The 23,184-nt window shown below is 71.2% G+C and carries 21 protein-coding genes and 1 pseudogene; 9 read left to right on the top strand and 13 right to left on the bottom strand.

Annotation, left to right across the window (positions count from 1 at the left end):
- Nucleotides 1-78: 78 nt before the first annotated feature.
- The 4 genes from AB6L24_RS00410 to AB6L24_RS00395 all read right to left on the bottom strand — a co-directional run bounded on the left by AB6L24_RS00410 (nucleotide 79) and on the right by AB6L24_RS00395 (nucleotide 5,199).
- On the bottom strand, nucleotides 79-603 hold the full coding sequence (locus AB6L24_RS00410) for an ATP-binding protein (RefSeq protein WP_405650655.1): 525 nt from the start codon (nucleotides 601-603) through the stop codon (nucleotides 79-81).
- 572 nt (nucleotides 604-1,175) lie between these two features.
- Nucleotides 1,176-2,927: a chitinase gene (locus AB6L24_RS00405; RefSeq protein WP_405650652.1), complete on the bottom strand. Its 1,752-nt coding sequence runs from the start codon at nucleotides 2,925-2,927 to the stop codon at nucleotides 1,176-1,178.
- A gap of 151 nt (nucleotides 2,928-3,078) precedes the next feature.
- Entirely contained in the window at nucleotides 3,079-3,708 is a 630-nt protein-coding gene (locus AB6L24_RS00400; protein ID WP_405650650.1) for a YbhB/YbcL family Raf kinase inhibitor-like protein, read from the bottom strand.
- Nucleotides 3,709-3,810: 102 nt separating this feature from the next.
- Nucleotides 3,811-5,199, bottom strand: a complete 1,389-nt coding sequence (locus AB6L24_RS00395; RefSeq protein ID WP_405650647.1) for a DUF418 domain-containing protein — start codon at nucleotides 5,197-5,199, stop codon at nucleotides 3,811-3,813.
- 192 nt (nucleotides 5,200-5,391) lie between these two features.
- On the opposite strand from AB6L24_RS00395, the gene AB6L24_RS00390 reads away from it, so the two are divergent.
- On the top strand, nucleotides 5,392-6,084 hold the full coding sequence (locus AB6L24_RS00390; protein ID WP_405650645.1) for a response regulator: 693 nt from the start codon (nucleotides 5,392-5,394) through the stop codon (nucleotides 6,082-6,084).
- Nucleotides 6,085-6,101: 17 nt separating this feature from the next.
- Nucleotides 6,102-7,259, top strand: a complete 1,158-nt coding sequence (locus AB6L24_RS00385) for a sensor histidine kinase (protein WP_405656986.1) — start codon at nucleotides 6,102-6,104, stop codon at nucleotides 7,257-7,259.
- 66 nt (nucleotides 7,260-7,325) lie between these two features.
- Here AB6L24_RS00385 and AB6L24_RS00380 read toward each other — a convergent pair whose 3' ends face one another.
- The 4 genes from AB6L24_RS00380 to AB6L24_RS00365 form a co-directional block, all read right to left on the bottom strand.
- The gene (locus AB6L24_RS00380) at nucleotides 7,326-7,679 is read right to left on the bottom strand and encodes a hypothetical protein (RefSeq protein ID WP_405650644.1); all 354 of its coding nucleotides are present in this window, start codon (nucleotides 7,677-7,679) and stop codon (nucleotides 7,326-7,328) included.
- A gap of 15 nt (nucleotides 7,680-7,694) precedes the next feature.
- Nucleotides 7,695-9,089 (bottom strand): serine/threonine-protein kinase, encoded by a 1,395-nt coding sequence (locus tag AB6L24_RS00375; RefSeq protein ID WP_405650642.1) that lies wholly within the window; start codon nucleotides 9,087-9,089, stop codon nucleotides 7,695-7,697.
- Nucleotides 9,090-9,207: 118 nt separating this feature from the next.
- Entirely contained in the window at nucleotides 9,208-9,693 is a 486-nt protein-coding gene (locus AB6L24_RS00370) for a DUF4267 domain-containing protein (RefSeq protein WP_405650639.1), read from the bottom strand.
- Nucleotides 9,665-10,393 carry a 2-oxoglutarate/malate transporter gene (locus AB6L24_RS00365; protein ID WP_405650637.1) on the bottom strand — a complete coding sequence of 243 codons (729 nt, stop codon included), beginning with the start codon at nucleotides 10,391-10,393 and terminating at the stop codon, nucleotides 9,665-9,667. Before AB6L24_RS00365 ends, AB6L24_RS00370 begins: the two co-directional genes overlap by 29 nt.
- A gap of 40 nt (nucleotides 10,394-10,433) precedes the next feature.
- Between AB6L24_RS00365 and AB6L24_RS00360 the strand changes: the two genes are divergently transcribed.
- Nucleotides 10,434-11,060 (top strand): TetR/AcrR family transcriptional regulator, encoded by a 627-nt coding sequence (locus tag AB6L24_RS00360; RefSeq protein WP_405650634.1) that lies wholly within the window; start codon nucleotides 10,434-10,436, stop codon nucleotides 11,058-11,060.
- Between the two features lie 64 nt (nucleotides 11,061-11,124).
- Here the strand turns inward: AB6L24_RS00360 and AB6L24_RS00355 are convergent, their stop codons facing one another.
- Nucleotides 11,125-12,090, bottom strand: a complete 966-nt coding sequence (locus AB6L24_RS00355) for a DUF1152 domain-containing protein (protein ID WP_405650632.1) — start codon at nucleotides 12,088-12,090, stop codon at nucleotides 11,125-11,127.
- An 83-nt stretch (nucleotides 12,091-12,173) separates the two neighbouring features.
- Here AB6L24_RS00355 and AB6L24_RS00350 point away from each other — a divergent pair, with 83 nt between their 5' ends.
- A complete protein-coding gene (locus AB6L24_RS00350; RefSeq protein ID WP_405650631.1) occupies nucleotides 12,174-12,626 on the top strand; it encodes a TIGR03618 family F420-dependent PPOX class oxidoreductase in 453 nt (150 codons plus the stop codon).
- Nucleotides 12,627-12,648: 22 nt separating this feature from the next.
- Here the strand turns inward: AB6L24_RS00350 and AB6L24_RS00345 are convergent, their stop codons facing one another.
- The 3 genes from AB6L24_RS00345 to AB6L24_RS00335 all read right to left on the bottom strand — a co-directional run bounded on the left by AB6L24_RS00345 (nucleotide 12,649) and on the right by AB6L24_RS00335 (nucleotide 16,410).
- A complete protein-coding gene (locus tag AB6L24_RS00345; RefSeq protein WP_405650629.1) occupies nucleotides 12,649-14,304 on the bottom strand; it encodes an alpha/beta hydrolase in 1,656 nt (551 codons plus the stop codon).
- 94 nt (nucleotides 14,305-14,398) lie between these two features.
- Nucleotides 14,399-15,658, bottom strand: coding sequence for a sensor histidine kinase (locus tag AB6L24_RS00340; RefSeq protein ID WP_405650627.1), 1,260 nt, complete (start codon nucleotides 15,656-15,658; stop codon nucleotides 14,399-14,401).
- A gap of 83 nt (nucleotides 15,659-15,741) precedes the next feature.
- The gene (locus AB6L24_RS00335) at nucleotides 15,742-16,410 is read right to left on the bottom strand and encodes a response regulator transcription factor (RefSeq protein ID WP_405656985.1); all 669 of its coding nucleotides are present in this window, start codon (nucleotides 16,408-16,410) and stop codon (nucleotides 15,742-15,744) included.
- A 206-nt stretch (nucleotides 16,411-16,616) separates the two neighbouring features.
- Between AB6L24_RS00335 and AB6L24_RS00330 the strand changes: the two genes are divergently transcribed.
- From AB6L24_RS00330 to AB6L24_RS00310, 5 genes and pseudogenes are all read left to right on the top strand, one after another.
- A complete protein-coding gene (locus AB6L24_RS00330) occupies nucleotides 16,617-17,282 on the top strand; it encodes a hydrolase (protein ID WP_405650625.1) in 666 nt (221 codons plus the stop codon).
- A 193-nt stretch (nucleotides 17,283-17,475) separates the two neighbouring features.
- Entirely contained in the window at nucleotides 17,476-17,940 is a 465-nt protein-coding gene (locus AB6L24_RS00325) for a MarR family winged helix-turn-helix transcriptional regulator (RefSeq protein WP_240044810.1), read from the top strand.
- A 103-nt stretch (nucleotides 17,941-18,043) separates the two neighbouring features.
- Nucleotides 18,044-18,376, top strand: a pseudogene (locus AB6L24_RS00320) (hypothetical protein); the annotation flags it as partial.
- Between the two features lie 215 nt (nucleotides 18,377-18,591).
- Nucleotides 18,592-21,531, top strand: a complete 2,940-nt coding sequence (locus AB6L24_RS00315; protein ID WP_405650623.1) for an NACHT domain-containing protein — start codon at nucleotides 18,592-18,594, stop codon at nucleotides 21,529-21,531.
- Nucleotides 21,532-21,653: 122 nt separating this feature from the next.
- Complete coding sequence (locus AB6L24_RS00310) at nucleotides 21,654-22,391, top strand: dienelactone hydrolase family protein (protein ID WP_405650621.1); 738 nt, start codon at nucleotides 21,654-21,656, stop codon at nucleotides 22,389-22,391.
- A gap of 130 nt (nucleotides 22,392-22,521) precedes the next feature.
- Here the strand turns inward: AB6L24_RS00310 and AB6L24_RS00305 are convergent, their stop codons facing one another.
- A complete protein-coding gene (locus tag AB6L24_RS00305) occupies nucleotides 22,522-23,115 on the bottom strand; it encodes a TetR/AcrR family transcriptional regulator C-terminal domain-containing protein (protein ID WP_405656983.1) in 594 nt (197 codons plus the stop codon).
- Between the last annotated feature and the right edge of the window lie 69 nt (nucleotides 23,116-23,184).

Here is a 23,184-nt window from a genome sequence, read left to right as displayed (position 1 = left end):
GTGCTGCCGCCGCCGTGGTCGGCAGGCTCCTCACCCGTCGGAAGCGAACCGAACAGGCACTGCTGCGCCGGGCGCACCTCAGCTCTTGACGGCGTCCGCGATCTGCTGGGCGGCCTGGTCGGGCGTGAGGTGCGTGGTGTCGACGACCTCGGCCGCTTCGTGCAGCCAGGTGCGGGCTGCCTCGGCGTAGGGCTCGAGGTGTTGGAGCCGGAAGGGGGAGTCGGGGCCGAGAACGGTGTCGCCCGCGATGCGCGCGCGGAGGGTGTCCTGGTCGGCGTGGAGGACGAAGTGCCGTACCGGGATGGCGTGTCGGGCGAGGCCGGTGCTGATCTCGCGCCAGTACTCCTCGACCAGGACCGTCATGGGCATCACCAGGGTGCCGCCGGTGTAGTCGAGCACGTGGCGGGCGGTCTCGACGACGAGCGGTCGCCACGGCGGCCAGTGCTGGAAGTTGCCTGTCCACGGCAGCATCGGGGAGATGTCCATGAGGGTCTCGCCGACCTTCTCGGCGTCGAACACCCGTGAATCCGGGATCAGCTTCTGCACGAGCGCGCTGGTCGTCGTCTTGCCTGCACCGTGGGTGCCGTTGAGCCATACGATCATGCGACCGACGCTACCGCTGTGCGCGCCAGGGGAACGAACACCGCCCGGTGGCTGATTCACGATTGGCTCGATCCATGGCCGAGGACGGCGTCGGCCGCCGGTGACGGGCTCGGGTGGTACTGCTCTGCATGTGCGCTTCCGCTTGCGTGTGTTCGGCGGCTGCGATCACACAGGCGGCACGCACGAACGCGGCGACGGCCGGTGAGCGCGCCTCCTGGGGCCAGGCGACGAGCAGTCTGGCGTGCGGCAGGTCGCTGACCGGCCGGGTCGGTGGCGGCCATGGCGACGAGGACCGGCTCGGGCGGTAGGGCCGCGGGGTCGGCGTGGTAGGCGTCCAGGATCTGCGGCAGCAGCCCGCCGTCGATGTCGGCCTTGAGTGCGGGGACGTACGGCCCCCGCGTACCCGGGTGAGAGCCAGGACGGTTTGCCGCGACCGCCGACCGCCGACCACCCACGGCTTACTGCCGACTGCCGACCGTCGCCCAGGAGACCGGAGCGGCCCGGCCCGCACATGCCCGGAGGGGCGGGCGGACCGAACACGGCCCGGCCCGCCCCTCCGGGGCGTTCGTTCGCTACGGAAGGCTGTGCACCTTCGGGCCGACCGCGTTCGACCACGCGTGGCCCGCCGTCGCGTCCCAGTTCGTCGACCACGTCATGGCGCCGCGGAGCGACGGGTACGTCTTCGACGGCTTGAAGGAGCCGCAGCCGGTGCCGCGGGTCAGGCAGTCGAGGGCGTTGTTCACGATCGACGGGGCGACGTAACCGCTGCCCGCGCCGCGTGTCGACGCCGGGACGCCGATCCCGACCTGCGACGGGTCGAGGCCGCCCTCGAGCTGGATGCAGGCGAGCGCGGTCAGGAAGTCCACGCTGCCCTGGCTGTAGACCTTGCCGTCACAGCCGAGCATGGAACCGCTGTTGTAGTACTGCATGTTGACGACGGTGAGGATGTCCTTCACGTTCAGCGCCGTCTGGAAGTACCCACCGGACGTCGACTGCATGTCGATGGTCTGCGGGGCCATCGTGAGCACCATCTTCGGGCCCGCCTTGGCCGAGAGCTGGCGCAGCGCCTTCGTCATGTAGGTGGGGTTGATGCCGTTCTCCAGGTCGATGTCGACGCCGTTGAACCCGTACTCCTGCATCAGCGCGTAGGCGCTGTTGGCGAACGCGGTCGCGGAGGCGTCGCTGTTGACGGAGATGGTGCCCTTCTCGCCGCCGACCGAGAGGATCACGGACTTGCCCGCGGCCTTCTTCGCGGCGATGTCCGCCTTGAAGTCGGCGGTGGAGGCGTAGCCGACGGCCGGGTCCAGGTTGAAGGTGATCTGCCCCGGCGTGGGGGTGGCGTCGGCGAACGACACGGCGATGATGTCGTACTGCGAGGACACGTCCCGAATCTTCTGCACGGTCGCGCCGTTGTTGAAGTTCTGCCAGTAGCCGGTCACCGCGTGCCGGGGCACTGTGCCGTCGCCGCCCCCGTCACCCTTGGGAGTCTTTACGGACACCGCCGTCGACTTCGCCGACTCGCCCGCCGCGTTCGAGGCGCTCACCTGGAAGCTGTACGTGGTCTCCGGCGTGAGGCCGGTGACGGTCGTGGAGGCGCCACTGGACGAGGCGACCTTGGTGCCGTCGCGGTACACGGTGTAGCCCGTCGCCGTGGACGACGGCGTCCAGGACAGCTCCACCGACGTGGGCGTGGCCGTTCCCGCTGCGAGGCCGGCCGGGACGGGCGGTATCTCGACCGGGTCGGGGCCGCCGCCCCCGTCGGGCCCGAAGACGCTCACGTCGTCCACGTAGTACGCGCTCTGCCCGTACCAGCCGTGGGTGTAGACCGTGACCGAGGTGGTGTTCGCGCCGGTGGTGAAGCTGGTGGAGAGCTGCTGCCAGGACGAGGTGCCCGGCGTCCAGGTCGACACGTCGGTGGTGCCGGTGCCGCGCGCGCCGAGGTAGGCGTAGCTGCCCTGCACCCAACTGCTCAGCTTGTACGTCGAGTTCGGCTTCACCGCGACGATCTGGGAACACTCGGCGGTGCCCTGCCCGGACGGTGTGGCCTTGAGCGCCTTCGCGCCGCCGTGCACGGGGGACGTGACGGCAACGCCGCTGTTGGCGGCGCAGGTCCAGTTGTTCAGGTCCGCCTCGAACCCGGCGTTCTTGGCGACGTTGACGTCTGCCGCTCTGGTGCTCGCCGCCTTGGCGTCGGCCGCGTCGGTGTCGGCCGACTGCGCGGGCGCGGCGAGCGCGGTGACGGCGAGCGCGGCGGCCGCACCGACGGCCATCACCGCGCTGATTCTCCGGCGGACGCCGGGTCTGTCCTTGCGCACACGGTCCACGGGTGCCTCCTGGGAGAGAGGTGAAGCACGTGAGCGACGACGGTGGCCATCGCTGTTGCGCGCAAAGTTGGTCCAGACCAATAGAGTTGTCAAGACCTCTGGAGCGGCGAACCTGCAGCGGAGCAGTCGACGGCCGTGGCTGCCGCCTGCGCTATGACTCGCCGGTGATCCTGGCCGAGCCGATCGTCGCCGCGACGATCTCCCTGGCGGCGGTCCGGGTCGACGAGTTGGAGTTGAGGCTGCTCAACGACGGCTGATTGAGCGCGTGGACGACGAACTCGTAGGTGTTCACCGTCGAGGGCGAGCACGGCCCCTGGTAGCCGTAGAGGCTCGCGCTGCCTCGGTAGTAGACCTGCCTGGCTCCCGCCGGGGTCGAGGGCCGGTAGGCATGGTCGACGTTCTGGGGGAGTGAGGTCGCGCTCGCCGGGATGTCGTAGATGACCCAGTGGATGAGGTGGGAGTTGTCGAGATCGCGCATGACGATCGCGTAGCTCTTGGCGGCGGTCGGCGCGCCCGCCCAGGTCAAGGGCGGGGATTCGTTCCTCTTGGCGGGGTCGCTTCCGCCGCCGCTGGTGCACTCGTGGACCTTGGGGATGACGCCGCCGTCGGCGAACGCGGCGCTGGACAGGGTGAACGCGCTCCGGTTCGCCGAGGGCGTGGAGGGCGTGGAGGGCGTGGAGGGCGTGGACGGCGTCGCCGAGGTCGCCGAGGCGGTGCTCGGTGAGAGGCCGACGGCCCCGGTGATGAGCAGAGCGCACAGCGCAATTCGTGCACTTCTCACTGGACTCTCCCTAGGAAATTCGGGGTTGCCTAGATGTCCGTGGCGCGTGAGTGGTACTCGTGCGATGCGGTCAACGTATGCGTCGTGGATTCTGATGTCATGTCACTTGTCGACCTGATCGATGTACTTTTCTCGCCCTCGATCTGCCGTGTCGGAGGGGCGAATTGAGGCCGACGGGTCGACCGGCCGTGTGGTCGGCGATGGCTTCCCGGCAGGGTGCTGGGCTGTGGCCGGACCGCCGCCGACGCGCCCGCGCACCAAGGTGTCGCCGAGGCGGGTGGCGCCGTGCAGGAGGTGCTCCAGCGGGCCGCGCCGGAAGAACCGCGACCACGCGGTGGCGAGCAGCAGCGCGGCGGCGATGAAGGCGGGCAGCAGGAGCAGGGGCAGCCCGTCGAGATCCTCGATGCCGAGGGCCCAGATCAGCGCGATGTGCAGGACGTAGGCGGTCAGGGACATGGAGCCCACGGCGATCACGGGCCGGGCCCACCTCGTGAGGCGCGGCATCTGGTCGAGGGCGGAGACGCACGCGGTAAGGACCAGCAGCGCGACGCCGGTGTTGGCGACGATGGACAGCGTGGTCTCGCTGTGCGGCGCGGCGACCCACAGCCAGGCGGTGCCCGACGTCTCCGACACACCGGCCACGTCGGACCACCACGACGCCATCACGGGCCCGTCCCAGGCGGCGTCCGCCGCGAGTGCGGCAGGCACGCCGGGCAGCAGGTGCAGCGCGAGCCAGGAGCCGCCGTGTCCGACGACGGCGAGCGCGGCCCCGGTGACGGCGAGCCGGGCCCGTACCACGCGGGAGGCCAGGTCGAGCCGGGCCACGGCCATGCCCGCGAGAAGGAACGACAGCCAGGCCAGAGCCGGGTAGCTGCCGGTGACGAACAGGTCCAGGAAGCCGTCGGTGCCGCTGATGCGCGCCAGCGGGTCGTGGGCGACCACCGTTTCGCCCCAGGCGCCGCCGTCGAGGGAGCGCAGCAGCACGTAGCGGACCTGGGGCAGGGTGACGGCGGTGACGACGGCGAGGACCGCCAGGGTGCGGGGACGCAGTCGATACAGCGGCAGGAGCAGGGCGAAGAACAGCCCGTAGTACGCCAGGATCACCTCGACCGGCGTGCCGGTCATCGTCAGCGCGGTGCCGAGGGCGAGGAGGACCACGGCACGGATAAGGACGTGCAGCACGGCCCGGCGGCCGGCGCTGCCGGTCCGTGGCTGGCTGCGGCCGGTCAGGAGGATCAGCGAGAAGCCGGCGAGGAAGGCGAACAGGGCCGACGAGCGGCCGTGGGACAGCTCCAGGAAGAAACCGGTGACGCCACCGGCGTCCTCGGGGGCGGGGCCGACGTGGGCGGCGTACATGCCGAAGACCGCCAGGCCGCGGGCGAGGTCCACGCCGAGCAGCCGACCGGTCGTGGCACGGCCGTCACGGTGGGCAAGGGCGGGAGCGTCGGTCGCCGCAGGCGCCGTCACGGACTTCCGTGGCTGCAATCTCATGCCAGTCAGACTCGAAGAAGCGCAGGTCACCTTGTATCCGTCGAGCTGCTGCCGGACCCCCGCCACCTGGCGGGAACCCACCCCCCGGCTGACGGGTGCGGCGGTGCCGCGTGCGGCGTCGAGCCGGTGCGCGATTACGCTCCGTTCAGCAAGCGCATGCGTTACGACGGCGGGCAGCGGGATGGGGCAGATGTGATCCGGGTAGTGGTGGTGGACGACGAGGCGCTGGTCCGCTCGGGCTTCGAGCTGATCCTCAGCGCGGCGGACGACATCGAGGTCGTCGCCACCGCGACGGGCGCTCAGGCCGTCGAGACCATTGTCCGGGTACGGCCCGACGTCGTACTGCTCGACATCCGCATGCCCGACACCGACGGTCTGACCGTCCTGCGGGAGCTACGCGCCCTCGACGCCCCGCCCGTCGTGGCCATGCTCACCACCTTCGACTCCGACGAGTACATCCTGACCGCGCTGCGCTCCGGCGCCGCCGGGTTCATCCTCAAGGACACCGCACCCGAACAACTCGCCCACCTGGTCCGCACGCTGGACGCCGGGGGAGTGGTCCTCTCACCCAAGGCCTCATCCGCGCTCGTCGACGGCGCGCACGGCGTCACCGAGGACGATCCGCAGGTACGACGGGTGGGACTGCTGACCGACCGCGAGCGCACGGTCCTCAGGCTCATCGCCGAAGGCCTGTCGAACGCCGACATCGCCGCCCGCCTTCACCTGAGCCCCGGCACCGTCAAGGACCACGCCAGCTCGATCCTCGGCAAACTGCGGGTGTCGGGCCGCGTGCAGGCGGCGCTCCTCGCCCAACGCGCCGGCCTGCTCACAACCAAGGGCACCGCACGGCACCACCCCTCCCACGACACGGGCCCACGACCATGAACCAGCCGGACCAGCGGATGCCGTCCCGCGCCGAGGACGCCCGCCGACTCGCCGCGAGCTGGGCGACCCCCCTGATCGTGCTGCTCGCGGCGGCCGACCTGTGGTGGAACGCCGAGGATGTCAAGACGTACGAGGTCACCTGGGCAACAGCCGCCTGCGCGGCGCTGGCGCTGCGCCGCCGCTTCCCGCTCACCGTGTTCCTCATCGGGGTGCCCGCCACCTTGTTCACCCCCCTGATGGTCGTGCCGTTCGCGAGCCTGTACGCCCTGGCGGCGGCGTCCCGCAACCGTCCGCTCCTCGCCGTGTGCGCACTGATCTCGGCGGCCGCCGATGCCGCGCCCTGGCCGCTGGGCGACTACGCCCACGACGGCGCGACCCGCACGCTCGTCGACTTCGCCTACCTCATCGCCACCGCCGCCGCACCCGTCTTCCTCGGCCAGCTCGTCCAGGCCCGCCAGGACGCGGCGGAGCGCCTGCTCGAGGTGGAGGAGGCCCGGGACCACGAGCGGCAGCTCCACGCCCAGAACCTGCTGGCCCGCGAGCGCGCCCAACTCGCCCGGGAGATGCACGACGTGGTGTCCCACCAGGTGAGCCTGATCGCCGTCCAGGCCGGTGCGCTGCAGGTCAGCACCACCGAGCCCAGGGCGAAAGCCGCGGCCCACACCATCCGGGAGCTGAGCGTGACCACCCTGGACGAGCTGCGGCACATGGTGACGCTCCTGCGCATGTCCGGTGGCGACGCCTCCGAGCTCGCCCCCCAGCCCACCCTGGCCGACCTGCGCCGGCTCGTGGACGGCAGCGGCATACACAGCACCCTCACCGGCGAACTGCCGGCCGACCTGCCCGCTCCCGTGCAACGCACCTTGTACCGCACGGTGCAGGAAGCACTCACCAACGCCCGCAAACACGCCCCCGGCTCCCGCGTCACCGTCCACCTGTCGCACGACCCGGACCACATCGGCGTCACCGTCACCAACACGCCGCCCACCCGGCCCGCCACCCCGCTGCCCGGCGCCCACCTCGGACTCATCGGGCTGCGCGAACGCGCCGACCTCCTGCACGGGCACGTCGACTCCGGCCCCACCACCGAGGGCGGATTCACCGTCCGCCTCACCCTCCCGTACACCCCGGAAGCACAGCCCTCCGGCCGACGCCAGTCGCACCCGCGCGACTGAGCCCCTTGACCCTGGCGCGTCCGGGGCCCCGCCGGACCGACCGGACGATGCGGAGTGCGGTCCGCCTCAGTAGCCGGGCGGAATCCGGTCCTGCGGCCCCTCAGCCACCTCCGCCGCGCCGCCGTCCATCCGCGCCTGCTCGGCCACGTCCGGGTCGGTGGAGTCCGAGATCAACTCCGCGATGCGCAGGGTGCACTCCCACTGCGTCAGCTTGCCTTTGATCACCACCAGGTACGTCTCCTGGTCGGCGAAGCGGTACACGCGACGCCGCTTCTCGACAAGATTCTTGCTCGGTACGTACGTGAAGAGGGCCGCACGCAGTGCCTCCAGCGCCTGGAGCTTCGTCTCCAGCCCACGACGGACGAACTCGGTCCTGTACACGTCGCTGTAGTACTCCGCGATCACGCCCCAGTTGCCCATCCGCTCCTCCTTCGGCTATCGGCCCACCTGGACCCGGAACGAGAGCCGACCGCCCTCCGTCTGGACCGCGGCGCTCCGCAGGGTCGGCTCTTTGTACGACCGCGCCTGCTCGACAACGAGGGGGCAGCCGTGCTCGTCGTCGAGGCAGCCGCCGCGTTCGGCCCCGAGGGTGTCGACCCGGGCCACGCCCGCCTGCCGCTTCATCCACTCTGCGACCAGGAGGACCTGGTCGGCGCACTGTTTGACGCACGGGTCGGGCCATGTGTACGTCACTTGCGCCTGGTCCTGGTCGACGCGGGTCGTGGTCGGTGGGGAGAAGCCGGTGGGGGTGGTGAGGGCGTCGGCCACGGCCCGGTTGGCCTCGTACGCACTGTTCTCCTTCTCACCGCCCCGGTTGTCGAGGAAGTACCCGGCATAGGAGACCAGCGAGACCAACACCATCATCGCGCCCAACTTGGCCCACGGCGGGAAACGTCGGCGCGGTGCGGGCCGCGGCCCGACGGCGGGCTCCGCCGCGGCCTGCCGCACGTCGGGGCTCCACGCAGGCATGGTGGGAGGTGCGTACGCAGTACGGCCCGCCATGGCGGGAGCGGGCGCCGCGGCGCCTTCCAGCTGCACCTGCAGCTGATCCATCGTCAGGCGCGCGGCTGGATCCTTGTGCAGCAACCCGTCGAGTACGGGACCGAGAACGCCCGCCCGCACGGCCGGAATCGGCGGCTCCGTCGCGACGGCGACCAGGACCGCACTCGGGGCCGTGCCGGCGAACGGAGGACGGCCCTCCACGGCGGCGTACAGCGTCGCGCCCAGAGACCAGAGGTCGGACTCGGCCGTCGCGGGGAGGCCCCGGACCTGCTCGGGCGCCATGAACGCGGGCGTGCCCATGATCATGCCGGTGGCGGTGAGGGTGGCGTCTCCCTCGAGGGCGGCGATCCCGAAGTCGGTCAGGACGACCCGGTCCTCCTCCAGGAGGATGTTGGCGGGCTTGATGTCCCGGTGCGTGATCCCCATCCGGTGCGCGGCACCGAGCGCGGCCGCCACCTGCCGCCCGATACCGGCGACCCGCTCGGGCGTGAGCGCGCCCTCTGCCTCGACGAGGTCGGCCAGCGACCCGCCGTCCACCAACTCCATGACGATCCAGGGCCGTCCATCAGACCCGGATATCCGGTCATGAACGGTGATGATCCCCGGATGCTTCAGCCGCGCGGCGGCACGGGCCTCGCGATCGAGACGGGCAATCCAGTTCTGACGCTCGGCCGCACCCAGATGCTCGGGCAGCCGCAACTCCTTGACCGCGACGTCCCGCCCCAACTGCTCGTCGTGGGCCTGCCAGACGGCGCCCATACCACCCTGGCCGAGCAGTCGGCTCAGCCGATAGCGGCCCGCGAGGAGTTGCCCGTGATCGTCGTCCACGCATGGAATATAGCCGTGCCACCCACCCTGGACCCTGGCGGAGCGGCCGGGGACGCCGCCGGGCATCGGCTCCATGCACATGCGGCCAACGGCCAGGCAGTGCACGGCCCACACAGCGTCATGCCGAACGTGTCAGGTGCGCCCCCTCCAGCGGGCGTCGGCCGCTCTCAGTCAGCAGCATGACGCCGGTGAGCACCACGAAAGCGGCCGCCGACACGTGCACGCTCAGGGCTGTGGAGTACGTGCCGCCATGAGTGACGACCGCGAGCGCGTCGCCGAGCGGAATGATGGCGTCGAGGAGGACGACCCAGCCGAGCGTGCGCCGCTGCCCGATCGTGAGCAGGAGGAACACGGTGGCTCCCACGGCGATGTCGCGTACGCCCTTCACGGCGAAGTAGCCGCCGGCGTTGCCCTCCGGCCAGGGGGTGATCCCGAATCCGGAGGGTGCGCCGCCGGGGTTCAGAAGGAAGTTGAGTCCGAAGAACAGGACCGTGGCGCCGGTCAGTACGGCGAGGGCCGTGGTGAGGTGACGCCTCTTGGCGGAGCCTTCCCCAGGGTGGACAGGGCCTGCGGGGTCACGCGGGAACGGCGCGCGTGTGGTCATGGGTGGTCCTCCGGGCCGACGTGGTGGGTTTGTGCCGGAGCAAGGTGATGCCGTACGCGACGATCCACACGACCCACAACAGCCAGCCGACGAGACCCAGGAGGCCCAGGGCGCCGCCGCCGACGACCCAATGGGCGAGGGTGGCGGAACTGAACTGCAGTGCGGCGGCGAGCAGTCCCACGGTGCCGTGCCACCGTCGGATCAGGCCCGTGCGCAGACCTCCGACGGACAGGCCGAGAAGGGCGAGCGTCAGGAACGTTCCGTTGAGGGTGAACACCGCATCGTGCAGCGCCCACAGTGCCGAGGTCGCGGAGGGATCGTGCGGGGCTGTCGAGGCCAAGGCGAGGCGGGTCGCGACGACCCCGGCGAAGGTGACGTTCTGAAGGGCCAGACCGGCGAGTCCGAGCAACGACCACGCCTCGTCGCGCTCGCGCTCGGACCGCCGCAGTGCGACGAGCGCGCCGGCGCCGAACAGCGTGGCCAGGATCCAGGCGGCGGGGACCAGCGCGGATCCGACGCCGACGGCCGTGCCCTCCGTGGCGAAGAACTCGGTGACCTCGCTGGTCTCCGCGCCGGTGAGAGGCAGGCCGGCGGGCACCATGACCACATTGCTGAGGGTGATCATGGCGGCGAAGCCGATGGCCGCCATGCCCCCGACACGGGAGAAGCCGATGGCGGATAACTTGGATTGCTGTGACATATATTGATTATAAGCAGCGTAAAGCGAGAGAGGGCAAGGCATGAGCGAGGAGCAGGACCGACGTCGCTACGACTCACTGCGCCGTACGACGCAGGCACTGGAGACCCGGGCCGAGATCGCCCGCGCCGCGCGCCGGCTCTTCGACTCCCAGGGCTGGGCGGGCACGACCGTGCGCGAGGTGGCGCGCGAGGCGGGAGTCTCCGTGCCCACGGTCTACGCGACGTACGGGAACAAGACCGGGCTGACCCGGGCCGTGGCCGATTCGGCGGATCTGTCCGCCGACGCGCCGCAGATGCTCGCGGAGTTGGAGGCCGCAGCGTCGAACCCCCGGGCTCAGCTCGCGGCGATGGCCGCCTACGACCGGCGGCTGTTCGAGCGCGCGGGCGACATCATCATGGTGATCCGCGAAGCGGGCCGCAGCGAACCCGAGCTCGCCACCGCCTACCGCGACGGTCGCGAACGGGGCGACGCGACCCGGGTGCAGGTCTTCGCGTCCTGGCCGGCCGGCACCCTCCGACACGGCCTCGACCAGCAGTCCGCCGTGGACATCTACGCGGCCCTCTGCAACATCGACGTCTACACCACGCTCACCACCGAACGCGGCTGGCCGCCCCGTCGAATCGAGGAGTGGTGGGGACAGGCGCTGGCTCGCGAGCTGCTGCGCTAGGAACGTGAGCCCCGCCCCAACAGACGCAAGCCCTGGTCCCGCCGGACACGGCCCCCACGCGGAATCAGTGCGGGAACGTCCTCGGCGGACGCTGACGGGGCAGCGTCGTGCGGAACTCCTCGATCACCGAACTCACCTGCCGCATCAGCGCGGTCCGCTCCAGCAGGCCGAGGTAGAGATTGCGGCGGGCAAGCCCTGGCAGGTCCACACAGAAGTACAGCGCCATCAGCGGGTTGATGAACAGTTGGCTGTCCTTGGTCCGCTCCGTGAACCGGACGTCGCCGAAGTCACCACGCACGGCGGCGGCCACGGATCCGTTCACGATGCTCGGGTGGCTCACCGTGTGGCGCTCGGCGTGCGCCACCGCGTCGAGATAGAGCGCACCCTCCCGCCCCGCCCCGAGCAGCGAGAACGCGCCGAGATAGGAGCCGTCCCGGTCCAGGGCGGCCAGGTTCTCCAGCACGAGCGAGTGGTTCACGCCGTGATACGCGTCCACCCCGAAGCCGAGGCAGGCCACAAGCCGGTGCGGGACCTCGTCGAGTCCACTCACGGCGGCGAGGCTCGCCATGTCCTCCTCCGGGGTGCCGAGACCGTGCTCGTCGCCGCGCATCAGGATGTCGGTACCGCCGTCCACCAGCACGACCGCGTCGACACCACCGAGATGCGCGATCAGCGTCCGGTAGGCAGCCCGCAGCGGACCGACCCCGATGCTCGGGAACGCGTACACGGTCGGCGGCAGACCCTGCGTCACCAGCCACTGGGCGAGCGTCCGTTCAGGAAAGTAGTCCCCGCGCTGGGGGGTCTCGGGCCCGACGGCCGCGACGTCCTCGCCCACCCACACATCGGGGCCCAGGCCGTACAGGTCGGCGAAGGACAGGTTGGCGAGGTGCACCTCCTTGCCCGCCGACCGCAGCGCGAACGCGAGCGGCAGCCCGGCGTACACATCGAAGCCGCCGCCCGCACCGGCGATGAGCACCCGTCGCGCCTCGCGCAGGCGGGTGAAGAACGCGGGCTCCCCCAGAGAGATCACCGCGTGACGCTAGCAGGAGGGCGAGCCGGCCGACTCCACGGTCCCCCTCGAACGGTCTCGATCACTGCTAGTAGCCTCCCCGGATGACTGCAACAACCGCGACATTCGACGAAGCCGTCCGCGCCCGGCTTCAGGCCCCCAACATCTGGTACGTCGGCACCGTGTTCGCCGACGGAGCACCTCAGGTCAGCCCGATGTGGGTGGACCTGGAGGGGGAGGGGGAGCTGACGTTCAACACCTCGGTGGGGCGGGTGAAGGAGGAGAACCTGCGCCGCGACCCCCGGGTGTATCTCTCGCACGCGGACGCCATCGACCCCTTCGACCGCGTGCAGATCAGCGGCGTGGTGTCCCGCTTCGTCGAGGGCGAGGAAGCGCACGACCGGATGGACCGGCTGGCCCGCAAGTACCTGGGCAGCGACTTCGAATGGATCATGCCGGGGGAGCAGCGGGTCGCGGTGATCGTGCGCCCGGTCAAGGTGCGCCACATCGTCGGGGTGGAGCGGTTCCGGCCCGGAGGCCCCACCCCCGCTGTCTGAGGCGATCGGGGAAGGCGCCGGATCAGCAGGTGGTGTCGGGGCGGATCTTCTTCAGCCCGATGAGGTAGTCGTCGACCTTCGACTCCACACAGGAGTTGCTGCGGCCGTACGCGGTGTGCCCCAGGCCCTCGTAGGTCAGCAGCATCCCGCCGGGGAACTGCTCGGCCAGGCTCGTGGCTTCCTCGTACGGCGTGGCCGCGTCGCCCGTGGTGCCCACGACCAGGACCGGCGGGACGCCCTTCGCGTCGACCGGGTGCGGCTGCCGCTCGCCCGACGGCAGGTACGTGCAGGCGAGTTCGGTGGTGACGCCCGATGTGCCGTACACACCGGCGGCCTTGTCGGCGGGCGCGAGGGCGTCCCAGTACGCCTGCGGGCCGCGGGCGTGCGGGGTGTCGAGGCAGTTGACGGCGAGGAGCGCTGCCTCGCCGTTGTCGGCGGGCGGCTCGTCGACGGCGCCGGAGGTGTCGGAACCGTCGGAAGCACCGGGGTCCTCGGCCGGTTCCTCGGACTCGTCGGTTCCGGGAGCCGGTTCCTCACCGGCGGCCAGCGCGGCCAGCTTCGTCCCGTCCCCGCCGCCCGCCTCGCGCAACGCCTGGGAGAGGCCCTTCCACTGCTGCTCCGGCGTGTACATCGCCATGGTGATCGCGGTGAGCACCATGGAGGCGTCGAGCCCGTGTTCGTCCCCGTCGACCGGCAGCGGCTCGCGCTGCGTCGTCTCGTACAGCCCGTCGATCAGCGTGCGTATCCCCTCGGGCGTGTCGGCGGGGCAGTCGTCGCCGGCGACGTCGGCGCAGTACTCGGCGTAGTCGTCGACGGCCCGCTCGAAGCCCTTGGCCTGGCTGATGACGCGTTCCGACCACTTCAGCGACGGGTCGACGGCTCCGTCCAGGACCATCGCGCGCACGCGCTTCGGGAACTGCTCGGCGTACGACGTGCCCAGGCTCGTGCCGTACGACCACCCGGTGTACGTCAGCTTCTCCTCGCCGAGCGCGGCGCGCAGTACGTCCAGGTCGCGGGCCGCGTCCTCGGTGCCGACGTGCGGCAGGATGGCGCCGCTGGCCTTCTTGCACGCGGCGGCCTCCGCCCGCGCACCCGCGAGGGTGTCGGCGCGCTCGGCGGCGGTCCGCGGGTACAGGGGTGCCACAGCGCCCGCTTCCTGCGCTTCCCCCTCGTCTGCTGCGCCTGCCTCCTCGCCCTTGGTGGTGCAGGTCAGGGCGGGCTTGCTGCCCGCGACACCGCGCGGGTCGAAGGAGACGACGTCGAAGCGGTCGCGCATCTTCTTGCTGAAGTCGTCGGCCGCGCCGTCCTGGAGGAACTGCACGCCGGACTCACCGGGCCCGCCCGGGTTGAACACGAGCGACCCGATGCGCTTGGCCGAACGCGCGGTGAGCGCCCGCGCCACGGGCAGGACGAACGTCTTGCCGTTGCCGGGGTGCGCGTAGTCCATGGGGACGGTCAGGTCGGCGCACTCGTACGCGTCGCCGTCGCCGCAGGAGGCCCACTTCAGCTTCTGGCCGTAGAACGCCTTCAGCTCGGGACGGGTCGCGGGGTCCGCGGAGGCGCTCGAGGTCTTCGGCCGGTCGGAGGCCGCTCCCGCCGAGCAGGCGGCGAGCGAGACGGAGCCGAGGACGGCGAGGGCGATGACGACGGTGTGGCGGCGGCGTACGGCGCGGTTCAACGCGGTGCTCCCATGGCGATCGGGTCGGGTCACGGAAGCATCGCTGGACGATGATGAGGTTTTGATGAGGCCCGGAGCCCGGCCGGGCGCGCGGTCAGTCCCCGGTGGGCAGACGCAGCACGAAGCGGGCCCCGCCGCCCTCTCCGCCTTCCCTACGCTCTCCGCTCTCGGCGGTGAGGCTGCCGCCGTGCGCGTGGGCGACCCACGAGGCGATGGACAGGCCGAGCCCCGTCGACCCCGACCCGCTGCGGAACCGCTCGAACAGCGCCCCCGCCACCTCGGGCGGCAGCCCGGGGCCCGCGTCGTCGACCGTCACGGCGCCGTCCTTCGTGACGGAGACGCGTACGTCGGCGGGCTCTCCGGGCGCGTGGCCGTGGGCGAGCGCGTTGCCCAGCAGATTCCCCACGGCGCGGCGGACGAGCCCCGGGTCGGCGACCACGACGGTCTCCTCGACCCGCACCTCCACCCGGTGGCCCTCGGTCTCGGTGTCCTCGACGACCGCCTCCACCAGCTGGTCGAGACGCAGCGGCTGGCGCGTGATCGCCGCCGTGCCGGACATGAGCCGGGCCCGGGTGAGCAGCCCGTCGACGAGGGAGCCCATGCCCTCCGCGAGCCGCAGCGTGCGCCGCAGCACCTCGGCGCGGTCCGCCTCACCGCGCAGCCCCGTCTCGGAGAGCGTCCGCAGGGAGGCGACGGGGGTCCGCAGGTCGTGCGCGACGTCGGCGAGGAACGCCTCCTGCTGCCCGAGCACCGTCAGCGCAGGGCGGATCGCCCGCCCGGACAGAACGTGCCCGACACCGGCGGACAGCAGTACGAGCACGGCGCAGCCGCCCGTCACCATCCAGGTCAGCCTGCGGTGGTCGGCCCGCTGACCGGAGGAGTCGGCCATGGTGACGAGGGCGCCCTCCGCGTGCTCGTCCGCGGCGGCGTCCGGTGGATAGAACGGCATGGCGAACACCCGCACCGGTTCCCCCTTCGTCGTACGCCGGTCGAAGGCGCGGGCGTCCCCGGCCCGCACCGCGGCCTTCGCCGCGTCCTGGACGACACCGGAGGCCACGGTCAGACACGGCTTGCGCGGCGCCACGGCGACGCGCAGATCCCCCTCCTCCTTGTCGCCACTGCCTCCGGGCCGCGTCAGGAGCACGGACAGGGGCGGGCAGGAGGTGCCCATGGTGTCGACGAGCACGCCGGTGACCAGTCGCCCTTCGCTGTCGGTCTCCAGCAGGCCGATCGCCCAGCTGATGTCGCCGTTCATCGACTGGTCCAGCTGCTCGCGCCACCGGGTGCCGTCGCTGTGCACCGCGAGGACGGCCATCGTGATGAGCCCCACGGCGCTGGTCAGGGCGAACAGCACGGTGATGCGGCGGCGTAGGCGAAGGACGCGCCCGGTGGGGGTGAGGGCCTGTGACCGACGGCGGAAGAGTCCGGGGCGGCCTTTCACCGCGATCCGCCGTCGGCAGCGAGCCGGTAGCCGACGCCGCGGACAGTGTGGATCAGCGGCGGGTCCCCGAGCTTGCGGCGGAGCTGGGAGATGAGCACGTCGAGGACGTTGGACTGCGGCTCGGCCATCTCGTCCCAGCAGCTCTCGATCAGTTCGGCCCGGGAGACGGCCTGGTCGCCGCGGGCCGCGAGGACCTCGAGGACCGCGAACTCCCGGCTGGTGAGCGTGAGCAGGACACCGCCCCGGCGCACCTGCCGCCGGGCCGTGTCGATCTCCACATCCCCGACCCGGTGCACGGGCGGGCGCACGACGGCGGCGCGACGACACAGGCTGCGTACCCGGGCGACCAGTTCCGGCACGGCGAACGGCTTGACCAGATAGTCGTCCCCACCGCTGGCGAAGCCCTCGACCCGGTCCTCGACGGTGTCACGCGCGGTGAGGAACAGCACCGGAACGGTACGGCCCTCGCCGCGCAGCTTGTCCACATAGGCGGCCGCGTCACCGGCAGGCAGCGTCCGGTCGAAGACGGCGCAGTCGTACGCGGTGACGAACAGCGCCTCATCGGCCTGAGGAAGATCCGAGGCCTCGTCGACCGCGAGCCCGGCGGCACGCAGCGCGGCGGCCACCCCGAAACGGAGATTCTCGTCGTCCTCGACCAGCAGCACTCGCACGCGGTCACCCTAGCTTGATCCACATTCGCTTCCCCGGCCTCGGGAACGGATCAGCGTGTGCTCGCCGCGCCACGCTGCCGTTCGGCTGCCCCCGGCCCCCGAACAGCCCTCACTGGACAGATAGTTGACGCGTCATATAGAAAGATGATGCGTCAACCAAATTGGTTCGGGCGCGCCCCGCACTCCTTGAGGAGATCCCCATGAGTACGTCGCCGAAGGCCGGCCTCGAAGCCTTACTGACCCCCGAGGAGAGCGTCCTGGTGCTGATCGATCACCAGCCGTACCAGTTCGCCAACCTTCACAGCCACGAGCCGATGATGGTCACCAACAACGTCGTGGGCCTGGCCAAGGCGGCCAAGGGCTACGGCGTCCCGACGATCCTGACCACGGTCGTGGAAGACCGCGGGGGCCTGCTGATCCAGCCGCTGCAGGACGTCTTCCCGGACCAGAAGCCGATCAACAGGACCTTCATCAACACCTGGCAGGACCAGGTCGTGGTGGACGCCGTGAAGGCGACCGGACGCAAGAAGCTGATCATCGCCGGCCTGTGGACGGAGATCTGTGTGGCCATGCCCGCCATCCAGGCGGCGGGCGAAGGCTTCGACGTCCACGTCGTCACCGACGCCTCCGGGGGTGTGTCGGCCGAGGCGCACGACATGGCGGTGCGGCGCATGATCCAGGCCGGGGTCGTGCCGATCACCTGGCTGGCCGTGATGAGCGAGTGGCAGCGTGACTGGGCCAGGACGGATCGCATCACACCGGAGGACCAGATGGCGGCCCTGGAGCACACGGGCGCCACCGGGATAGCGACGGTCTGGGAGCAGAAACTCCTGAACACCCCGGTCGCCGAGACGGCCGGGGCGTAACGGCGGGGCGGCGGGGCGGTCCCGGTATCGGGGCCGCCCCTTGCCCTGGTCATCAAGCGGCCGCCCAACTCGACGTACTGGCCCGGCTGTTCAGCTCGTCGGAGATGAAGGCGTCGCTCCGTCGCGGTGCGACGCCGGCACCCGCCCCCAGCCGGTCCGATGACGCGTCAACCAGTTCACTACACTCGACCTCGTGACTGACGGGGTGAACTGGCTGACGGCGGAGGAGCAGCACGCGTGGAGGAGTTTCGTCCGCGTGCATGAGCGGCTGATGGGCCGCCTGTCACATCTCCTGCAGACGGAATCCCACTTGGCGGCCGCGGACTACGCGGTCCTGGTCAACCTGACGGATGTGCCGGACGGCCGTCAGCGGTATCAGGACCTCGCGCGGGCACTGGAGTGGGAGAAGAGCCGGATGTCCCACCACATCGCGCGAATGATCAAGCGGGGACTGGTGGTGCGGGAGGACTGCGAGGAGGACGGGCGGGGCGCCTTCGCCGTGATCACGGAAGCAGGGCGCGAGGCCATCGCGGCGGCGGCCCCCCTGCACGTACAGGCCGTCCGCTCCCTCTTCCTGGACCATCTCACCGCGGCGGAGCTCCGTACCCTGGCGGAGATCTCGGTCCGCGTGGTGGAGAAGCTGGACGACGACGCCTGAACGGTTCCGGCCGGGCGCCACCCTGTCGGCAGGCCGGTGACGGCCAGGACCATCAGCGCCGCGTAGACGTACGTGAGCTCTGTGACCGAGCCTCGCCGACACCGGCGAGGACGGCCCCGAGGCGCGCGAGCGCAACGCGTCACTCCAACAGGAAGTCGAACGGCTCCAAGAACGCCAGCGCAGCGGCGAACTCGACGAGCGACTCGACGCCGCCGCGCTCCTGCTCATCCTGATGAGCGCCGCCAACGCCCTGGCGGTCTACCCCAGTTGGCGCGCGGCCCTTCGAAGCGGACGCCACCTCACCCGAGGTCGTCGAGCGCTACGCCACCCAACTCGCCCACCTGCTCCAGCCCCCCGCGACACAGGGCCATGTCGACGGCGACGACAACTGACACGACGTGACCAGCGGTTCCGCTCCAGCGCCTCGGCGCGGTAGACCTTCTTGGCCACGGCTTCCCGCAGTCCCTTCAACTCGACCGCCGCGGACGGCCCGGCGAAGCGTCAGCCACTTCGTCCCGAGCGCGCACGGCGCACACGCCGCCCTGGTTCACCACTAAGCGCCCCACCGCAGAAGCGCACTGCCCCGCCGCCCGGCACCCCTTCCCTGAAACGCTCGGTTCCACACGAGGCGAGAGGGACGGAAGGTGCGGCATGCGCGGGCGCGACGTCTGGACACGACGCAGGCTGTGGGTCGGCGTCGGCTGCGCGGCGCTGGTCGTCCTGGCCGTCACCCTCCGCCGAGTCGGCGGCGAGCAAGGTGGGCAGGTCCAGTACGACGGACCCGCGTTCGTCGTCTCCGTGGTCGGCGTCATGGTGTCCGTCGCGGCCCTGCTCCTGGATGTCCTGCGCCGCACGGACACGCCCCCGGAACCCGGCGTCGTACTGCGACAGACCGCCGACGAACTCGCCGAGGCGGTACGGCTCCAATGGGCACAGGAGGCACGGCTGCGGCGCCTGCAGGACCCGAAACCGCTCGATGTCCGCTGGAGGCGGGCCGACAGACTGCTCACGGACGACAGACGCAATATTCGACGTGGGCGCCCGGTGCCCGAGCCACGGCCCCGAGACAACTGCCTGGCGTCGATCGCCACGACCTTCGAGGACGTGCCGTCCAGGCGCATGGTCGTGCTCGGAAACCCCGGTTCGGGCAAGAGCGTGCTCGCCGTGTGCTGCACGCTCGACCTCCTGAAGCGGCGCACACCCGGCACAGCCGTGCCCGTGATCTTCCCCCTGGCGGCCTGGGACCCGGGCACCACCACCCTGCGCGCCTGGCTCGTCGAACGGCTCGTGGCGGAGTACCGGCCGCTCGCGGCCACCACCGACGGCACCGTACTGGCCGGGGCGCTGCTCGACGCCGGGCTGATCACGCCTGTCCTCGACGGCTTCGACGAACTGCCCCCGGCGTTGTACGGCAGCGGGATGCGCAGGCTCAACGCCGAGCTGGACGACGGCATGCCGGTGCTCGTCACCTCGCGGACCACGGCCTGGCGCAGCACGGTCGAATGCAGCGACGTGCTCACCGGTGCGGAGGTCCTCGAACTGCTGCCACTGGACTTCGCCGAGGCGACGTCATACCTGGAACGCACCGCGCGTCCGCTGCACGGCCCCCGCGATCGCCGCACGACGGTGTGGACCCCGGTGCTGGACTCCCTGCAGGAGGAGCCGCACAGCCCGGCAGCCCGCGCACTCCTGCAGATCCTGACCAACCCGCTCATGGTGGCCCTGGCCCGCACGGTGTACGGCGACGCGACCCGCGACCCCCAAGAGCTCCTCGACGACCCACGTTTCGCAACGACGGCCGGGATCGAAGAGCACCTCCTCGACGCGTTCGTACCAGCCGCGTTCGGCGACGGAGACACCGACTCACGATGGCGCACCGCGGACGCCGAGCGCTGGCTGACCTGGCTCGCCCGCGAACTGGAGCGCCGAGGCACCAAGCGGCTCGCCTGGTGGGAGCTGTACCTCTGCGTCCCGCGGGCGTTGCGGCTGGCCGCGCCCGCCCTGCTCGCGCAGGCACTCACGTGCCTCCTGGCCGTCCCCATCCTGCTCTCCAGCGTCGGCGGCGACGTCTTCGTCTCGGACGACAAGCCGTCGCTGGCAGCCAACCTGGTCGGCAACCTCATCGGATTCGCCGGTGGACTGGCCCTGCTCCTGCCCGTGTCGGCGGCGCGGCGCGAACGGCGCACGGCACTGCCCCGGCAGCTCACGGTCTGCATGGCGACGGCCGCCGTCGCCACCCTCGGGTACACCCTCGCCGGAGGCTCCGTTCAGTTCGGGCTGCAGTTCGGCACGGTCACGGACGGCTGGGTGGCCGAGCTGTTCGGCGGCGCCGTCTTCGGCGTGCTGATCGCCCTGTACTTCGGGGTCGCGGGGCTGACCCGGCACGCGGTGCCGCTCGGGCTGCCGTGGGCGGGCAGCCCTGCCGGCCGGCTCGCGGCACAGGCCGGGGGCGGCCTCCTCGCCCTGGCGGGGCTCGTGATCGTCAGGCCATGGCTGTTCGGGCAGGACCTCGGCGTGTGGCCGATGGTGGCCGGCGCCCTGTGCTTCGCCGCGGCCCTGTGCCTGTGGGCGGCAGCGAGGCGACAGGGGGTGCGGACGGCCGTTTCCCATGCCGGTGAGGGCCGCATCGCCCGGCGTTTCGTGACCGGGCTCCTGCACGGCTGGGCCGTGTGCCTGCTCGTCGGAGTGGCGGCAGGCGGGACGGTGGGCGCCGTCGGCTACGCGCTCTCCGCGGTCGAGACCTCCAGGGCGCCCGACCTGGACGGCAGGCGGCTCGGCAAGTGGTCGCACCACGAAACCCCCGACGGCGACCGCACCGTCGAGTCCGCGACGGAGATCGCCGGCGTCCTGGTGTACCCGCACGGAGGCTCCCGGCTCACCGCGTACCCTCACGGCAGCCAACCGCCGAGCTGCGACCACAAGTGCGAATCCTTCGACGCACGTGTGACCTTCCGCGTAGCCCAGGGCGACCTGCGCATCCTCGTGGACGGACACACCGCGGCCCATGCGGTGAACATGCTGCCGGAGCTACCCAAGCAGTCCCGGACCTGGCTCGCCCAGAGCGCCACCCGGCACCCGCTCGACCGATTCCTGCTCCCCGGCGCCATGGGCGGAGTCCTGATCGCGCTGATCGGCGGCCCCGCATCTGGCCTCTATCGCGCGCTGAGCGCTCCCTCCGACCCCATCCGGGCGGCCAACCCGCACGTCACCCTGCGCACGGACCGCATGGCGTCGCTGTCCCGGTCCGGAGTCGTCGCGGTCATGACGGGCGGCGTATGCGCCCTCCTGGCCTGGGTGTTCGCATCACGAGGCGGACTCGACCATGTCGCGGCACAGATGTGGGTGCCGATGGGCACCGCCGCACTCGCCCTCACCGCATGGGGACAACTGGCCGTCGCCCGCACCTGGCTCGCCCTGACGAGACGGCTGCCCTGGCGCCTCATGACATTCCTCGACGAAGCACACCGCAGGGGAGTGCTACGGCAATCCGGCGCGCACTACGAGTTCCGCCATCTACGCATGCAGCAGCGACTCGCCTCGGCCACCGAGGCCCCGCAGGAAGCCGCCCGGACCGCAGCGCCCACCGGATGACGGCCCAGGCTGATCTCGCCGAAAGCGCGCACTCATCCGTATGTCAGGGGGATTCCCGCGCTGCTCTGCCAGCGGCAGAACAGCGCCCGGACCGGGCTCGACGATCACTAACGTCCAGTCTCATGACGACGATTACGACGCGTACGGTCGAGTATCCGGCCGACGGCTTGACGATGATCGGGCACCTCGCTCTCCCGGCGGGTGTCGACCGCCGGCCCGCGGTGCTGCTCGGACCGGAGGGCATGGGGCTCAGCGCCGTCGAGCGCCGTCGGGCAGACGCTCTCGCCGAGCTGGGATACGTAGCGCTGGCCTTCGACCTCCACGGAGGGCGCTATCTGAGCGACCCCGAGGAGATGCTGGCCCGTTGCATGCCGCTGCTCTCCGATCCCGACCGGATGCGGGGCATCGGCCATGCGGCGCTCGACGTGTTGCGCACCGAACCGCGGACCGACTCCGACCGGATCGCCGCCGTCGGCTACGGCACCGGGGGAGCGGTCGGGCTGGAACTCGGACGTGACGGCGTCAACCTGCGCGCGATCGGGACAGTGAACGCACTGATCACGGGACGGCCGGGCGAGGCAGCGCGCATTCGGTGCCCGGTGTGGGCCGGGGTCGGGTCGGAAGACCCGATCATGCCGCCCGCGCAACGCGAGGCGTTCACCGCGGAGATGCAGGCCGCGGCCGTCGACTGGCGCCTCACGGTCTACGGCGGCGCATTGCACGCCTTCCACCATCCGCCGGTCGACCACCCCGCTGTCCCCGGCGTCGGCTACCACCCGCGGCACGCGCAGCGAGCCTGGCGCGACGTCGTCGACCTGCTCGCCGAGTGTCTGCCGGTGACGGAGGATCCCGGGGCATGACCCAGGCAAACGCGTGCGCGTCCTTGGGCCTGCTCGCAGATTGATCGTCAAGCGGAGACGACTTGGCCCAGCGCGCGACGTACGCCCTCGGAGGGCGCTCTCCTGACCCGTCCCGCCCCGCAGCCGGTCGTCAGCTCGGCGACGGCGCGGCGGAGGCCGGGCCGGATGCCGCGGTGTGCTGTTCCAGGCCGCTGAGGATGAGGGCAAGGCCCGCCTCGAACGCCGTCTCGGGATCGAGTACGGGGACGTCGTCCGGCAGGTCGTCGGCGTCCGGCGAATCCGTGTCCGCCTGCTCCTCCAGGACGCAGCCGACCGTGTAGCGGCCGGCGGCCAGCATCGCCATCTGCGCCTCCCGCTCGGGCACGCCGGAGGAGACCAGGAAGGCCATCTTGTGGCGGATCCGGTCGAGGTCGCCGGTCGGAGTACTGCCGGCGTGCAGCCGGGCGCCGTCACGGCGCATCAGGAGCGTGCGACGGAAGCTGCGGGAGTTCTCCAGGAACCACGCGCGCCAGTCGTCCTCGGCGGACGGCAGCGGCGCGTCGGCATGCGGGGCCATCGCCGCCTGCGCCATGGCCGCAAGGAGATCCTTCTTGGTCCGGAAGTGGTAGTAGAGCGACGGCTGTTCGACGCCGAGCCGCTTGGCCAGCCGCCTGGTGCTGACCGTTTCCAGGCCGACGTCGTCCAGCAGATCCAGCGCCTCTGTGACGACGGTCTCGCGGTTCATCTTGGTCACGTTGACATTCTATCGCTGATAGAAGACTGTGAAAGGAATCAATCACCGATAGATTTTGGG

The sequence above is a fragment of the Streptomyces sp. RK9 genome, from assembly GCF_045070545.1.
GTDB classification, from domain to species: domain Bacteria; phylum Actinomycetota; class Actinomycetes; order Streptomycetales; family Streptomycetaceae; genus Streptomyces; species Streptomyces alboflavus.
The sequence above is the reverse complement of the archived record's forward strand: the minus strand, read 5'-3'. Positions and strand labels throughout refer to the sequence as shown.

Excerpts from the sequence above, each read along its gene's own strand:
- AB6L24_RS00360 (WP_405650634.1), top strand. The coding sequence starts at position 10,434 with ATGAGCGAGGAGCAGGACCGACGTCGCTACGACTCACTGCGCCGTACG.
- AB6L24_RS00370 (WP_405650639.1), bottom strand. The coding sequence starts at position 9,693 with ATGACCACACGCGCGCCGTTCCCGCGTGACCCCGCAGGCCCTGTCCAC.
- AB6L24_RS00385 (WP_405656986.1), top strand. The coding sequence starts at position 6,102 with ATGCCGTCCCGCGCCGAGGACGCCCGCCGACTCGCCGCGAGCTGGGCG.
- AB6L24_RS00305 (WP_405656983.1), bottom strand. The coding sequence starts at position 23,115 with ATGAACCGCGAGACCGTCGTCACAGAGGCGCTGGATCTGCTGGACGAC.
- AB6L24_RS00380 (WP_405650644.1), bottom strand. The coding sequence starts at position 7,679 with ATGGGCAACTGGGGCGTGATCGCGGAGTACTACAGCGACGTGTACAGG.
- AB6L24_RS00330 (WP_405650625.1), top strand. The coding sequence starts at position 16,617 with ATGAGTACGTCGCCGAAGGCCGGCCTCGAAGCCTTACTGACCCCCGAG.
- AB6L24_RS00350 (WP_405650631.1), top strand. The coding sequence starts at position 12,174 with ATGACTGCAACAACCGCGACATTCGACGAAGCCGTCCGCGCCCGGCTT.
- AB6L24_RS00395 (WP_405650647.1), bottom strand. The coding sequence starts at position 5,199 with ATGAGATTGCAGCCACGGAAGTCCGTGACGGCGCCTGCGGCGACCGAC.
- AB6L24_RS00310 (WP_405650621.1), top strand. The coding sequence starts at position 21,654 with ATGACGACGATTACGACGCGTACGGTCGAGTATCCGGCCGACGGCTTG.
- AB6L24_RS00315 (WP_405650623.1), top strand. The coding sequence starts at position 18,592 with ATGCGCGGGCGCGACGTCTGGACACGACGCAGGCTGTGGGTCGGCGTC.
- AB6L24_RS00410 (WP_405650655.1), bottom strand. The coding sequence starts at position 603 with ATGATCGTATGGCTCAACGGCACCCACGGTGCAGGCAAGACGACGACC.
- AB6L24_RS00365 (WP_405650637.1), bottom strand. The coding sequence starts at position 10,393 with ATGTCACAGCAATCCAAGTTATCCGCCATCGGCTTCTCCCGTGTCGGG.